This window comes from Chitinolyticbacter albus, assembly GCF_024437655.1.
In the GTDB taxonomy this organism is placed as follows: Bacteria; Pseudomonadota; Gammaproteobacteria; order Burkholderiales; family Chitinibacteraceae; genus Chitinolyticbacter; species Chitinolyticbacter albus.
Genome location: NZ_JANBVF010000058.1, coordinates 1 through 15,498 on the forward strand (window position 1 = coordinate 1; position 15,498 = coordinate 15,498).

12 protein-coding genes, 1 tRNA gene and 1 pseudogene are annotated in these 15,498 nt (G+C 60.8%); all 14 read right to left on the reverse strand.

The genetic code is table 11. The features are described 5' to 3' along the window. Positions 1-69, reverse strand: a pseudogene (locus NLI84_RS18400) (GTP-binding protein); the annotation flags it as partial. Between the two features lie 26 nt (positions 70-95). Further along, entirely contained in the window at positions 96-2,195 is a 2,100-nt protein-coding gene (gene fusA, locus NLI84_RS18405; protein WP_255992287.1) for an elongation factor G, read from the reverse strand. Positions 2,196-2,220: 25 nt separating this feature from the next. Continuing rightward, on the reverse strand, positions 2,221-2,694 hold the full coding sequence (rpsG, locus tag NLI84_RS18410; RefSeq protein ID WP_148714537.1) for a 30S ribosomal protein S7: 474 nt from the start codon (positions 2,692-2,694) through the stop codon (positions 2,221-2,223). Between the two features lie 112 nt (positions 2,695-2,806). After that, the gene (gene rpsL, locus NLI84_RS18415; protein ID WP_148714536.1) at positions 2,807-3,178 is read right to left on the reverse strand and encodes a 30S ribosomal protein S12; all 372 of its coding nucleotides are present in this window, start codon (positions 3,176-3,178) and stop codon (positions 2,807-2,809) included. Positions 3,179-3,344: 166 nt separating this feature from the next. Continuing rightward, positions 3,345-7,532 carry a DNA-directed RNA polymerase subunit beta' gene (gene rpoC / locus NLI84_RS18420; protein ID WP_255992289.1) on the reverse strand — a complete coding sequence of 1,396 codons (4,188 nt, stop codon included), beginning with the start codon at positions 7,530-7,532 and terminating at the stop codon, positions 3,345-3,347. A 75-nt stretch (positions 7,533-7,607) separates the two neighbouring features. Further along, entirely contained in the window at positions 7,608-11,774 is a 4,167-nt protein-coding gene (rpoB, locus tag NLI84_RS18425) for a DNA-directed RNA polymerase subunit beta (protein WP_255992290.1), read from the reverse strand. 165 nt (positions 11,775-11,939) lie between these two features. Continuing rightward, positions 11,940-12,311: a 50S ribosomal protein L7/L12 gene (rplL, locus tag NLI84_RS18430; RefSeq protein ID WP_255992291.1), complete on the reverse strand. Its 372-nt coding sequence runs from the start codon at positions 12,309-12,311 to the stop codon at positions 11,940-11,942. A 42-nt stretch (positions 12,312-12,353) separates the two neighbouring features. Further along, positions 12,354-12,851 (reverse strand): 50S ribosomal protein L10, encoded by a 498-nt coding sequence (gene rplJ / locus NLI84_RS18435; protein ID WP_255992293.1) that lies wholly within the window; start codon positions 12,849-12,851, stop codon positions 12,354-12,356. A gap of 238 nt (positions 12,852-13,089) precedes the next feature. Further along, complete coding sequence (rplA, locus tag NLI84_RS18440) at positions 13,090-13,785, reverse strand: 50S ribosomal protein L1 (protein WP_255992295.1); 696 nt, start codon at positions 13,783-13,785, stop codon at positions 13,090-13,092. Continuing rightward, entirely contained in the window at positions 13,786-14,217 is a 432-nt protein-coding gene (rplK, locus tag NLI84_RS18445) for a 50S ribosomal protein L11 (RefSeq protein ID WP_255992296.1), read from the reverse strand. 90 nt (positions 14,218-14,307) lie between these two features. After that, positions 14,308-14,841: a transcription termination/antitermination protein NusG gene (gene nusG / locus NLI84_RS18450; RefSeq protein ID WP_255992297.1), complete on the reverse strand. Its 534-nt coding sequence runs from the start codon at positions 14,839-14,841 to the stop codon at positions 14,308-14,310. A 16-nt stretch (positions 14,842-14,857) separates the two neighbouring features. Beyond that, complete coding sequence (gene secE / locus NLI84_RS18455) at positions 14,858-15,214, reverse strand: preprotein translocase subunit SecE (protein WP_255992298.1); 357 nt, start codon at positions 15,212-15,214, stop codon at positions 14,858-14,860. A 65-nt stretch (positions 15,215-15,279) separates the two neighbouring features. Next, positions 15,280-15,355 (reverse strand) — tRNA-Trp (locus tag NLI84_RS18460). A 49-nt stretch (positions 15,356-15,404) separates the two neighbouring features. Further along, positions 15,405-15,498 (reverse strand): EF-Tu C-terminal domain-related protein (locus NLI84_RS18465; RefSeq protein WP_081413055.1); only part of this gene is annotated, 94 nt, incomplete at its 5' end.

Consider the following 15,498-nt stretch of genomic DNA (forward strand, 5'->3'; position numbering starts at 1 on the left):
ATGGTCAACGTGACCGATGGTGCCCACGTTCACGTGCGGCTTCGTTCGTGCAAATTTTTCTTTTGCCATTGCTGTATTCCTTATTCGTTAACCGATTATTTCTTGTTGGCGACGATCGCGTCGGCGACGTGCTTCGGCGCTTCCGAGTAGTGCTTGAATTCCATCGAGTACGTGGCACGACCTTGCGACATGGAACGCAGCGTGGTCGAGTAGCCGAACATTTCCGACAGAGGCACTTCCACCTTGATCATCTTGCCACCGGCAGGATTGTCGTCCATGCCCTGGATGATGCCGCGGCGGGACGACAAGTCGCCCATGATGTCGCCCATGTACTCTTCCGGCGTTTCGATTTCGACGGCCATCATCGGCTCGAGGATCACCGGGCTGGCGCGCTTCATCGCTTCCTTGAAAGCGAGGGAGCCGGCCAGTTCGAACGCGATCTGCGATGAATCGACATCGTGGTACGAACCGAAGGTCAGGCGCACGGTCACGTCGACCACCGGGAAGCCCGCAAGAATGCCGGCCTTCAGGGTGTTCTGGATGCCCTTGTCCACCGACGGGATGAATTCGCGCGGAATCACGCCACCCTTGATTTCGTCGAAGAACTGGTAGCCCTTGCCTTCGCCAGACGGCTCGAGCGTGATCGTGCAATCACCGAACTGACCCTTACCGCCGGACTGCTTGGCATGCTTGCCCTGCACGTCCTTCACGATCTTGGTCACGGTTTCGCGGTAGGCCACTTGCGGTGCGCCGACGTTGGCTTCAACGCCGAACTCACGCTTCATGCGGTCGACCAGAATTTCCAGGTGCAACTCGCCCATACCGGAAATGATGGTCTGGCCCGATTCTTCATCGGTACGCACGCGGAACGACGGATCTTCCTTGGCCAGGCGGTTCAGGGCAACGCCCATCTTTTCCTGGTCAGCCTTGGTCTTCGGCTCGACGGCAACGTGAATCACCGGCTCCGGGAACACCATGCGCTCAAGAATCACCGGATGATCCGGCGAGCACAGGGTTTCACCCGTGGTGACGTCCTTCAGGCCGATACCGGCGGCGATGTCGCCTGCGAGAACTTCGTCGATTTCCTGACGCTCGTTGGCGTGCATCTGCACGATACGACCGATCCGTTCCTTCTTGTCCTTCACCGAGTTCAGCACGGCATCACCCGACTTCACCACGCCCGAGTAGACGCGGAAGAAGGTGAGCTGACCGACATACGGGTCGTTCATCAGCTTGAACGCCAAGGCGGAGAACGGTGCCGAATCCGAAGCTTCACGGGTAACCGGCTGCTCCTTCTCGTCCGTGCCCTTGACCGGCGGGATGTCGACCGGCGACGGCAGGAACTCGATCACGGCGTCGAGCATGCGCTGCACGCCCTTGTTCTTGAACGCGGTGCCACACAACATCGGCTGGATTTCGCAGGCGATGGTGCGCTGACGCAGTGCCTGGACGATTTCGGCCTCGGTGAGGTCGCCGCCTTCCAGATACTTGTTCATCAGCTCTTCGGTGGCCTCGGCCGCCGATTCGACCATCTTCTCGCGCCATTCCTGGGCAGTTGCCAACAGGTCGGCCGGGATGTCGCGATATTCGAACTTCATGCCTTGCGACGCTTCGTCCCAGAAGATGGCCTGCATCTTCACCAGGTCGATCACGCCAGCGAAGGTGTCTTCGGCGCCGATAGGAATCACGACCGGAACCGGGTTGGCCTTCAGGCGGGTACGCATCTGTTCGACCACGCGGAAGAAGTTGGCGCCTTGACGGTCCATCTTGTTCACGAACGCGAGACGCGGCACTTGGTACTTATTGGCCTGGCGCCACACGGTTTCCGACTGCGGCTGAACGCCACCGACCGCGCAGTACACCATGCAGGCACCATCCAGAACACGCATGGAACGCTCGACTTCAATAGTGAAGTCGACGTGACCCGGGGTGTCGATGATGTTGAAGCGGTGTTCCGGGAACTGCAGGGCCATGCCCTTCCAGAAGGTCGTGGTTGCAGCCGAGGTAATGGTAATGCCGCGTTCCTGCTCTTGCTCCATCCAGTCCATGGTGGCAGCGCCGTCGTGAACCTCGCCAATCTTGTGGTTCACGCCGGTGTAGAACAGGATACGCTCGGTCGTGGTGGTCTTGCCGGCATCGATGTGAGCGGAAACACCGATATTGCGGTACCGCTCAATGGGGGTCTTACGAGCCACGGTTTTAATCCTTAAGCGTTATGCATTAGAAGCGGTAGTGGGCAAACGCCTTGTTCGCTTCTGCCATACGGTGCACTTCATCGCGCTTCTTCATCGCGCCACCACGGCCTTCCGCTGCATCGAGCAGCTCGCCAGCCAGACGCAGATCCATGGACTTCTCGCCACGCTTGCGGGCCGCGTCACGCAACCAGCGCATCGCCAATGCCAAACGACGGCTGGGGCGGACTTCGACCGGCACTTGATAGTTCGCACCACCGACGCGACGGCTCTTCACCTCGACGACCGGTTTTGCGTTACTGATGGCGGCGGTGAAGACTTCCAGCGCGGTCTTGCCGGCAGCCTTCTTTTCGATCTGGGCGAGCGCGCCGTAAACAATGCGCTCAGCCACGGCTTTCTTGCCGTCGATCATCACCACGTTCATGAATTTGGTCAGTTCCGTGGAACCGAACTTCGGATCCGGCAGCACTTCGCGCTTCGGAACTTCTCTACGTCTTGGCATGACTCTCTTCCTTAATGTGACATTCAGTCGGGGTTATCCCCACGGCCGGCCAATCGGACGGCCACTTACTCGACGGCCCCCTTGCGGGATGGTCCGCCGCTTGCTCGAAGTATTACTTCGGACGCTTGGCGCCGTACTTCGAACGCGACTGCTTACGATCCTTGACACCGGCCGTATCGAGCGAACCGCGCACGGTGTGGTAACGCACACCCGGCAAATCCTTCACACGACCACCGCGGATCAGCACCACGCTGTGTTCCTGCAGGTTGTGGCCTTCACCGCCGATGTACGAAATGACTTCGAAACCGTTGGTGAGACGAACCTTGCACACTTTACGCAGAGCGGAGTTCGGCTTCTTCGGAGTGGTGGTGTACACACGGGTGCACACGCCACGCTTTTGAGGGCAGGCTTCGAGCGCGGGAACCTTGCTCTTCGCCACTTCCTTCTCGCGGCCCTTGCGGACCAGCTGGTTGATAGTTGGCATTGATTAATAACTTCCTCAGTTAACAACCCCTCGCGGGGACCTCCAGGCCGACGATTACGGTCGGCGGCCCAAATAAAGCCGGCGACACCTGGAAATCCAGGTGTCGCCTTGGGTAAAGACTTGGGATTGTAGAAAAATCAAGTCCTTGACGTCAAGTAACGTCTGATCAGAGTGCTTCCTCGCTGCTAGTCACCGCCACCTCGTCGCTGACCGATTCGGTGACGAACTCCAGCGTCGGCGCGGCCTGCTTACGGCTGCGATGGTAAGCAAGACCCGTACCGGCCGGGATCAGACGACCGACGATCACGTTTTCCTTCAGACCACGCAGATCGTCGACCTTGCCCATGATGGCCGCTTCAGTCAGCACGCGCGTGGTTTCCTGGAACGACGCGGCCGAGATGAACGAGTCGGTCGACAGCGAGGCCTTGGTGATACCCAGCAGCACGTTGTCGAACTTGGCCAGTTCCTTGCCATCGGCAGCCAGCTTGTCGTTGGCGATCATCACTTCGGCACGCTCGACCTGCTCACCCTGGATGAAGTCGGAACCGCCGGCATCGGTGATGACCACGCGACGCAGCATCTGGCGAACGATCACCTCGATGTGCTTGTCGTTGATCTTCACACCCTGCAGACGATACACCTCCTGCACTTCCTGGACCACGTAGCGCGCCAGCTCCTCGATACCCTGCAAGCGCAGGATGTCGTGCGGATCGATCGCGCCGTCGACGATCATTTCGCCGCGGTTCACCACCTGGCCGTCGTGCACCATCACGTGCTTTTCCTTCGGGATCAGGTATTCGTGCGGCGTGCCGTCCGGATCGGTGATCACCAGGCGTTGCTTGCCCTTGGTTTCCTTACCGAAGCTGATCGTGCCAGTGATGTCGGCCAACATGCCGGCATCCTTGGGCGAACGAGCTTCGAACAGCTCGGCCACGCGCGGCAGACCACCGGTAATGTCGCGGGTCTTGGCCGATTCCTGCGGAATCCGCGCCAGCACCTCACCCGGGTTGACCTGCTGGCCATCCTTCACGGTGATAATCGCGCCCGGCTGGAAGCCGATGGTGACCGGGGTTTCGGTACCGGCGAGCTTCACCTCCGCGCCCTTCTCGTCGAGCAGCTTGACCAGCGGACGGACACCCTTGGCGCCGGCCTTGGTTTTGACGTTGATGACGACGAGGGTCGACAGGCCGGTCACATCGTCCACCTGCTTGACGACGGTGAAACCTTCCTCGACGTTCTCGAACTTCACCTGACCGGCGTATTCGGTAATGATCGGGCGGGCGTGCGGGTCCCACGTGCCGAGCACCGCACCGGCCTTGATCGCATCGCCATCCTTGACCAGCAGCGTCGCGCCGTACGGCACCTTGTGGCGCTCGCGCTCACGACCCTGGTCATCGAGCACCAGCACTTCGGCCGAACGCGCAATGACCACCGGTTCGCCCTTGGCGTTGGTGACGTAACGCATCTTGTCGCTGTAGGCGATCCGGCCGTTGGACTTGGCTTCGACCTGGCTCGCAGCGGCAGCTCGCGAAGCGGCACCACCGATGTGGAAGGTCCGCATGGTCAGCTGGGTACCCGGCTCACCGATCGACTGCGCGGCGATCACGCCGACCGCTTCACCCGAGTTCACCAGGTGGCCACGGCCCAAATCACGGCCATAGCACTTGGCGCACAGGCCATAGCGCGTTTCGCAGGTCAGCGGCGTGCGCACCTTGACCTCGTCGACACCGATCGCATCGATCTGGTCGACCAGTTCTTCGGTCAGCAGCGAACCGGCTTCGATCACCGTTTCCTGCGAGTTCGGATCGATCACGTCAAGCGCAGTCACGCGGCCCAGGATACGGTCGCGCAGCGCTTCGATCACGTCGCCGCCCTGCACGACGGCCTTCATGGTCACGCCGTACTTGGTGTTGCAATCGTCTTCGATCACGACCAGATCCTGCGTCACATCGACCAGACGACGTGTCAGGTAACCCGAGTTCGCAGTCTTCAACGCGGTATCGGCCAGACCCTTACGGGCACCGTGCGTCGAGTTGAAGTACTGCAGAACGGTCAGGCCTTCGCGGAAGTTGGTGGTAATCGGCGTCTCGATGATCGAGCCATCCGGCTTGGCCATCAGGCCCCGCATACCAGCCAGCTGGCGAATCTGCGCCGCGGAACCCCGCGCGCCCGAGTCGGCCATCATGTAGATCGAGTTGAACGATTCCTGGTCGACTTCCTTGCCTTCGGCGTTGACGACCTTTTCCTTGCCCAGGTGCGCCATCATGGCCTTGGCGATCTGGTCACCGGCACGGCCCCAGATATCGACGACCTTGTTGTAGCGCTCGCCCTGGGTCACGAGACCGGCGGTGTACTGCTGCTCGATCTCCTTCACTTCGGAGTGGGCGGCAGCCAAGAGCTCAACCTTTTCCTTCGGCACCAGCATATCGTCGACGCAGATCGAGATACCGCCGCGGGTCGAATACGAGAAACCGGTGTACATCAGCTGATCGGCGAACACCACGGTGTCCTTCAGACCGCAACGACGGAACGAGGCGTTGATCAGCTTGCCGATTTCCTTCTTCTTCAGCGACTTGTCGATGTGGCTGAAGTCGAGGCCCTTGGGCAGAATTTCCGACAGGATGGCGCGGCCGACGGTGGTGTCGCGGCGGACCAGCTTGTATTGCCAGTCGCCGTTGTCGTCCTTGTACCAGTCCTTCAGGCGCACCGAGACGCGGGTCTGCAGCGTGACCGCCTTGTTGGCGTAGGCACGATGCACTTCCTGCACGTCGGCGAGCTTCATGCCCTCGCCCTTGCCGTTCACGGCCTCGCGGCTCATGTAGTACAGGCCCAGCACGATATCCTGCGACGGCACGATGATCGGCTCGCCGTTGGCGGGCGACAGCACATTGTTCGACGCCAGCATCAGCGTGCGCGCTTCCATCTGCGCTTCCAGCGACAGCGGCACGTGGACGGCCATCTGGTCACCGTCAAAGTCGGCGTTGAACGCCGCACAAACGAGCGGATGCAGCTGGATGGCCTTGCCTTCGATCAGCACCGGCTCGAACGCCTGGATACCCAGGCGGTGCAGCGTCGGCGCGCGGTTCAGCAGCACCGGATGCTCGCGGATCACGTCTTCCAGGATGTCCCAGACCACGGCTTCTTGCGATTCGACCATCTTCTTCGCGGCCTTGATGGTGGTCGCGAGGCCCAGCACTTCGAGCTTGTGGAAGATGAACGGCTTGAACAGTTCCAGCGCCATCAGCTTGGGCAGGCCGCACTGATGCAGGCGCAGGTAGGGGCCCACGGTAATCACGGAACGACCGGAGTAGTCGACGCGCTTGCCCAGCAAGTTCTGACGGAAACGACCGCCCTTACCCTTGATCATGTCGGCCAGCGACTTCAGCGGACGCTTGTTGGCGCCAGTCATCGCCTTGCCGCGACGACCGTTGTCCAGCAGCGAATCGACCGATTCTTGCAGCATGCGCTTTTCGTTGCGCACGATGATATCCGGCGCGCGCAGCTCGAGCAGGCGCTTCAGACGGTTGTTCCGGTTGATGACGCGGCGATACAGGTCGTTCAGATCGGACGTGGCGAAGCGGCCGCCATCGAGCGGCACCAGCGGACGCAATTCCGGCGGCAGCACCGGCAACACGTCCATGATCATCCACTCGGGCTTGATGCCCGACTTCTGGAACGCCTCGAGCACCTTCAGGCGCTTGGCGATCTTCTTGATCTTGGTGTCCGAGCCGGTGGCTTCGAGCTCCTGACGCAGCGTGGCGATCTCGCGATCGGCATCCAGCGCCTTCAGCAGTTCGCGCACGGCTTCGGCGCCCATCATCGCGACGAACTCGTCGCCGTACTCTTCAACCTTGTTGAAGTAGTCGTCTTCGGTCAAGAGCTGGCCGCGGTTCAGCGGGGTCATTCCCGGCTCGACCACGATGAATGCTTCGAAGTACAGCACGCGTTCGATATCGCGCAGCGGAATGTCGAGCACCATGCCCAGACGGCTCGGCAGGCTCTTCAGGAACCAGATGTGCGCGACCGGCGAGGCGAGCTCGATGTGGGCCATGCGCTCGCGGCGCACCTTGGACAGCGTGACTTCAACGCCGCACTTCTCACAGATCACGCCGCGGTGCTTGAGGCGCTTGTACTTGCCGCACAGGCACTCGTAATCCTTGATCGGCCCGAAGATACGGGCGCAGAACAGACCGTCGCGTTCCGGCTTGAACGTACGGTAATTGATGGTTTCCGGCTTCTTCACTTCACCGAACGACCAGGAACGGATCTTCTCGGGCGATGCGAGCCCGATCTTGATCGCGTCAAATTCCTCGTCCTGGGTGACTTGCTTGAAGAGTTCGAGTAGGCCTTTCATTCAATCTTTCTCCTGTGAGGGGTGGTCGTCAGGTGTGAGGTGCCCCGAGGGGCACCTACCCACACCTCACACAGATCAGTACGTTTCCAGATCGATATCGATACCGAGCGAGCGGATTTCCTTCACCAGCACATTGAAGGATTCCGGCATGCCGGCGTCGATGCGATGGTCGCCCTTGACGATGTTTTCATAGATCTTGGTACGACCGTTCACATCATCGGACTTCACCGTCAGCATTTCCTGCAGCGTGTACGCGGCGCCGTAGGCTTCCAGTGCCCACACTTCCATTTCACCGAAGCGCTGACCACCAAACTGCGCCTTACCACCCAGCGGCTGCTGCGTGACCAGCGAGTACGGGCCGGTCGAACGCGCGTGCATCTTGTCGTCGACCAAGTGGTGCAGCTTCAGATAGTGCATCACACCGACGGTGACCTTGCGCTCGAACGGCTCGCCATTGCGGCCATCGAACAGCTGCATCTGCGTCTTCGAATCGTTGAAGTCCAGCAGACCGGTCCGTGCATCGCTGTCCGGGTAGGCCAGATCCAGCATGGTACGGATTTCGGATTCCTTGGCACCGTCGAACACCGGGCTGGCGAAGGTCATACCGGTACGCAGGCCGTTGGCCAGTTCCAGCACTTCGGTGTCGGACAGACCGGCGATATCTTCGGTCTTGCCCGCGCTGTTGTAGAGCTGGTCCAGGTACTCGCGGATCGCGGCGGTGTTCCGCTGCTCGCGCAGCATCGCGTCGACGCGTTGGCCGATCCCCTTGGCCGCCCACCCGAGGTGGACTTCCAGGATCTGGCCGATGTTCATCCGCGACGGCACGCCCAGCGGGTTCAGCACGATGTCGACCGGGGTACCGTCGGCCATGTACGGCAGATCTTCCACCGGCAGGATCTTCGAGACCACGCCCTTGTTACCGTGACGGCCGGCCATCTTGTCGCCCGGCTGCAGGCGGCGCTTCACGGCCACGTAGACCTTGACCATCTTGATCACGCCCGGCGGCAATTCGTCGCCCTGGGTCAGCTTGCGCTTCTTGTCTTCGAACTTGAGGTCGAAGTCGGCGCGCATCTGCGCGATCAGGTCCTTCATCGCTTCGAGCTGGCGCGCAGCCTCTTCGTCGGCGAGACGAATGTCGAACCAGTCATGCTTGGAGGCGAGGCTGGCCAGGTAATCCTTGGTCACCTCGGCCTTGCCCAGCTTCTGCGGGCCACCGTTGGCCTTCTTGCCGACGATCTGGCGCTCGATCCGCTCGAACAGATCGTTCTCGACGATACGCAGCTGATCGTTCAAATCCTGGCGATGGCGGCGCAGCTGGTCATCGATGATGGACTGGGCACGCTTGTCGCGCTCCACGCCTTCACGGGTGAACACCTGCACGTCGATGACGGTACCGGTCATGCCCGACGGCACGCGCAGCGAGGTGTCCTTCACGTCGGACGCCTTCTCGCCGAAGATCGCGCGCAGCAGCTTTTCTTCCGGCGTGAGCTGGGTTTCGCCCTTGGGCGTGACCTTGCCGACCAGCACGTCACCAGCTTCGACTTCGGCGCCGATGTAGACGATGCCCGAATCATCCAGACGGCCCAGCATGCGCTCGGACAGATTGGAGATGTCGCGGGTGATTTCCTCAGGCCCCAGCTTGGTGTCGCGGGCCATCACGTTCAGCTCCTCGATATGGATCGAGGTATAGCGATCGTCAGCCACGACCTTTTCGGAGATCAGGATCGAATCTTCGAAGTTGTAGCCGTTCCACGGCATGAAGGCGATGGTCATGTTCTGACCCAGTGCCATTTCGCCCAGATCAGTCGACGCACCATCGGCCACCACGTCGCCGCGGGCGATCTTGTCGCCGCGCTTCACGATCGGGCGCTGGTTGATGTTGGTGTTCTGGTTGGAACGGGTGAACTTCACCAGGTTGTAGATATCAACGCCGGTTTCACCAGCCAGGGTCTCGTCATCGTTCACGCGGACCACGACACGGTTGGCATCGACGAAATCAACCACGCCGCCGCGCAGTGCTGCCACGGCGGTACCCGAGTCGACCGCGCAGGTGCGCTCGATGCCGGTACCGACATACGGTGCGGTCGCACGCAGGCAAGGCACGGCCTGGCGCTGCATGTTGGCGCCCATCAGCGCGCGGTTCGCATCGTCGTGCTCGAGGAACGGGATCAGCGAGGCAGCGACGGAAACGATCTGGCTCGGCGCCACGTCCATGTACTGCACGCGATCCGGGCCGGCCATGATGGTTTCGCCGTGTTCACGGCAGGTCACCAGCTCATCGGTCAGCGTACCGTCCGTGGCCACTTCGGCGTTGGCCTGGGCAATGACGTACTTGCCTTCCTCGATGGCCGACAGGTAGTCGATCTGGTCCGTGACCTTGCCATCGACGACGCGGCGATACGGGGTTTCCAGGAAACCGTATTCGTTGGTGCGGGCGTAGCACGACAGCGAGTTGATCAGACCGATGTTCGGGCCTTCCGGCGTTTCGATCGGGCAGACGCGGCCGTAGTGGGTCGGATGCACGTCGCGCACTTCGAAGCCGGCGCGCTCGCGGGTCAGACCGCCCGGGCCCAGGGCCGAGACACGACGCTTGTGGGTGATTTCCGACAGCGGGTTGGTCTGGTCCATGAACTGCGACAGCTGCGACGAACCGAAGAATTCCTTGATCGCGGCCGAGACGGGCTTGGCATTGATCAGGTCGTGCGGCATCAGGTTGTCGGACTCGGCTTGCGACAGGCGCTCCTTCACGGCGCGCTCAACGCGGACAAGACCGGCGCGGAACTGGTTCTCGGCCAGCTCACCGACCGAACGCACGCGGCGGTTGCCCAGGTGATCGATGTCGTCGACGTCGCCACGGCCATTGCGCAACTCGATCAGGATGCCGATCACGGCGAGGATGTCGTCGACCGACAGCACGCCGGCACCGACATCACCCTGTGCACCGACACGCTCGGCGAAGCGGCGACGCCAGCCAGTGGCCTTGTCGTCGAGTTCGGCATAGGCGCGACGGTTGAACTTCATGCGGCCGACGGCCGACAGGTCGTAACGCTCTTCGGCAAAGAACAGGCCGTTGAACAAGCCTTCGACCGCATCTTCGGTTGGCGGCTCGCCCGGGCGCATCATGCGGTAGATCGCGACGCGCGCGGCGTACTGGTCAGCGGTTTCGTCCGAACGCAGGCTGGCCGAGATATAGGCGCCCTGGTCCAGATCGTTGACGAACAGCACCTTCACCTGGGTCACGCCAGCGGCATCGAACTTGATCGCCAGATCTTCGGTGATCTCGTCATTGGCGCGCGCGATCACTTCGCCGGTGTCGGCGTTGACCACGTCGTGCGCCAGGATGCGGCCGATCAGGAAGTCGACCGGCACCGGCAGCTGCTTCAGGCCCGCGGTCTGGATGTCGCGGATGGTCTTGGCGGTGATGCGCTTGCCTTCCTGCGCCAGCACCTTGCCATCGTCGGACACGATGTCGAACTTGGCGACTTCGCCCTTCAGGCGTTCGGGCACCAGCTCCAGGAACAGACCCTTCTTGCCCATATTGAAGGTGTCGGTGTCGTAGAACTCGGTCAGCACCTGTTCCGGCGTGTAGCCCAGTGCCTTGAGCAGCACCGAGACCGGCATCTTGCGACGACGGTCGATCCGGAAGAACAGCAGGTCCTTCGGATCGAATTCGAAGTCCAGCCACGAACCGCGGTAAGGGATCACGCGGGCCGAGAACAAGAGCTTGCCCGAGCTGTGGGTCTTGCCCTTGTCGTGCTCGAAGAACACGCCTGGCGAGCGGTGCAGCTGCGACACGATCACGCGCTCGGTACCGTTGATCACGAACGAGCCGTTACGCGTCATCAGCGGAATTTCGCCGAAGTAGACGTCCTGCTCCTTCACTTCCTTCACGGTCGGCTTGGCGGCCTCGCGATCCATGATCACCAGGCGCACGCGGGCACGCAGCGGCGCGGCAAAGGTGATGCCACGCTGCTGGCATTCGATCACGTCGAACGGCGGCTCGCCGAGGTTGAAGTGCACAAACTCCAGGCGAGCGTTCTCGTTATGCGAGACGATCGGGAAGATGGAGCTGAATGCCGCTTGCAGGCCTGCATTCTTACGCTCGGCGACCGGGACTTCCTGTTGCAAGAAATCCGTGTAAGAGTCAATCTGAGTCGCAAGGAGAAACGGCACATCCAACACGTTCGCCCGCTTGGCGAAGCTCTTACGGATGCGTTTCTTCTCAGTGAACGAGTAATTCATACTCACAAGCTCTCCATGGAGTGAGGCGCAAAAGACAAAATACAAAGTGCGCACGTTGCGCGCTCTGTGATTTGCCTTCTACCCGGGATCAAGCCCGGCACAGAACGACAAAACGCAAAAGGGCAGGCGGATTGCTCCGCCTGCCTGCACATCTGGCTAACGCAATTACTTCACGTCAGCGGTAGCGCCCGCTTCAACCAGCTTCTTCTGGATGGCTTCGGCATCAGCCTTCGACACGCCTTCCTTCAGCGGCTTCGGAGCGCCGTCGACCAGATCCTTGGCTTCCTTCAGACCCAGGCCGGTCACTTCGCGCACGACCTTGATCACGCCGACCTTGTTGGCGCCAGCGCCGGTCAGGATGACGTCGAATTCGGTCTTCTCTTCAACGGCAGCAGCAGCGACACCGGCCGGGCCAGCAACGGCAACGGCAGCAGCCGACACGCCGAACTTCTCTTCGAACGCCTTCACCAGGTCGTTCAGTTCCATCACGGTCAAGCCAGCAACGGCGTCGAGGATATCTTCTTTGGACAGAGCCATTTGTAAAACTCCTGAAAATCGGTAAAACGTATTGAATTCGGGTTAAGCAGCTTCTGCTTGCTTCTTTTCCGCCAGGGCGGCGAGGCCACGGGCGAAGCCCGACAGCGGTGCCTTCATGACGTACAGCAGCTTGGACAGCAGCTCGTCGCGGCTCGGGATCGATGCCAGCTCAGCAACCGCTGCAGCATTCAGAACCTTGCCTTCATAAGAGCCAGCCTTGATGACGATCTTGTCGTCCTTCTTGCTGAAGCTGTTCAGTACCTTGGCTGCGGCAACCGGGTCTTCGGACAGGCCATACACCAGCGGGCCGACCATATGGTCAGCCAGGCCAGCGAACGGCGTGCCTTCAACCGCACGGCGTGCCAGCGTGTTCTTCAGAACGCGCAGGTACACACCGGACTCGCGTGCGTCTTTGCGCAGTTGAGTCATGTTGGCAACCCCGATACCCCGATACTCGGCGACGACGATGGTCTGAGCCTTGGCAACTTCTGCCGCGATCTCAGCTACGACGGCCTTCTTGTCTTCGAGATTAAGACTCAAGGTCTACCTCCATTAGCGAGAGAACGGTGCAATTGCTTGCACCCCCTAACGGCGACCTTCATTCAGGAGCACCCGGCCGCTTGCGCCACCGGGAAAAACCTTGATTGGGTGCACCGTCTGCGTAGGCCACCGAGCGCTTGCGCCCTCGTCGATTAAGCGATCGGGATGACTCCCTCACGCGCCTACGGTCTTTGACAATCCCACACCCGCCTTGCGACGGGCACAGGCCCAAAGTTACTTATTGCGAAACCGACGTGGTATCCACGCGCACGCCGATACCCATGGTGCTGGATACGGCCAGTTTCTTGAAATAGATGCCCTTGGCAGCGGCCGGCTTGGCTTTTTGCAGTGCATCGATCAGTGCAACCAGATTGGCCTTCAGGTCAGCTGCTTCAAACGAAGCGCGACCGATGGTGGCGTGGATGATACCGGCCTTGTCGGTACGGTACTGAACCTGACCGGCCTTGGCGTTCTTCACGGCCTCGGCAACGTTCGGGGTCACGGTACCCACCTTCGGGTTCGGCATCAGGCCGCGCGGGCCGAGGATCTGGCCCAGTTGACCGACGATACGCATCGCATCCGGCGAAGCGATCACCACGTCGAAGTCCATGTTGCCGGCCTTCACTTGCTCGGCCAGGTCTTCGAAACCAACGATGTCAGCACCGGCAGCCTTGGCGGCTTCGGCGTTGGCACCCTGGGTGAACACGGCAACGCGCACGCTCTTGCCGGTGCCCTTGGGCAGCACGACGGCGCCACGAACCACTTGGTCCGACTTGCGCGGATCGACGCCGAGGTTGACCGACACGTCGATCGATTCGTTGAACTTGGCGGTCGCGCCTTCCTTGATCAGCGCCAGCGCTTCATCGAGGGCATACAGCTTGGTGCTGTCAACCTTGGCCTTCAGTGCGGCCAGACGCTTGGAAACCTTAGCCATTTACACGCCCTCCACATTCAGGCCCATCGAGCGCGCGGAACCGGCGATGGTACGCACGGCGGCATCGATATTGGCAGCGGTCAGGTCCGGCTGCTTGGTCTTGGCGATTTCTTCCAGCTGGGCACGGGTGATGGTGCCAACCTTGTCGGTATGCGGCTTGCTGGAACCCTTCTGGATGCCGGCAGCCTTCTTGATCAGAATGGTCGCCGGCGGAGTCTTCATCACGAAGGTGAAGGACTTGTCCGCGAAGGCGGTGATCACCACCGGAATCGGCAGGCCCGGCTCGACGCCTTGGGTCTGGGCGTTGAACGCCTTGCAGAATTCCATGATGTTCAAGCCGCGCTGACCCAGGGCCGGGCCAATGGGCGGCGACGGATTGGCTTTACCAGCTGGCACTTGCAGCTTGATGTAGCCGATGATCTTCTTTGCCACGATCTAACTCCTTAAATGGGTCAAACGCGAGACTTGCGCCCCGCTCCCCGTCCAAACCGGCGCCTTGGCGCCGACCAACACGCAGATCGCTTAAACCTTCTCGACCTGCGCAAAATCCACATCAACCGGCGTGGCGCGACCGAAGATCAGCACTGACACCTTGAGACGACTCTTGTCGTAATCGATGTCTTCGACCGTCGCCTGGAAATCGGCGAACGGACCGTCGGTGACGCGCAGCGTCTCGCCGACTTCGAACAACACCTTGGGGCGCGGCTTTTCCACGCCCTCTTGAATCTGCTTGAGTACCGCCTCCATTTCGCGCGGCGATACCGGCGAAGGACGGTTGCCCACCCCACCCAGGAAACCCGTGACCTTGGGAGTGGATTTCACCAGGTGCCACGAATCGTCGGTCATTTCCATTTCGACGTAGACGTAACCCGGAAACAGCTTGCGCTCGGTCAGTGCCTTGCGCCCAGCCTTGATCTCGACCACCTCTTCGACCGGAACCAGTATCTGGCCGAACAGATGTTGCATTTCGGCGCGCTCAATGCGCTCCTTCAATGCCTTTAGCACGCTCTTCTCGAAGCCCGAGTAAGCGTGCACCACATACCAACGCATTGCCATCGTATTACCCCGTTACTTACCGGCCGCGACCCAGGATCACGTCATAGAACAACCACGCCAGACCCGAATCGACCGCCCACATGAACAGCGCCAATACGCCGACAAACAGGAACACCACGCCAGTCACCTGCCAAGTTTCCTTCTTGCTCGGCCAGACAACCTTCTGCGCCTCCTTGATCGAGTCGCGCGCGTAATCAACAAACGAGCGCCCCGGACCGGAGAACCACAATACCGTCGCCGCCAGCAGCAGGCCAACAACGACCGCAACCACACGCAACAACCCTTGATCAGCCGGCAAGGCGTAATAGCCTGCCACGCCAGCAACGACGAGCAGCAATGCCGCCGTCACCTTGAATTTATCTACGCTTTCCATGTGCCCGCTTCTGGATTGCCGATAGTACAGGGCCGTTCCCAAAGGAAACGGCCCTGTCTATTCAGTGGCAGGCGAAGAGGGTCTCGAACCCCCAACCCCCGGTTTTGGAGACCGGTGCTCTACCAATTGAGCTATTCGCCTACAGGGAAAGAGCGAGATTATAGCAACCCCACTCTTTCTTGTGAACTACTTACTCGATGATCTTGGCAACGACACCGGCGCCGACGGTACGACCGCCCTCACGGATGGCGAAGCGCAGACCTTGTTCCATGGCGATCGGTGCG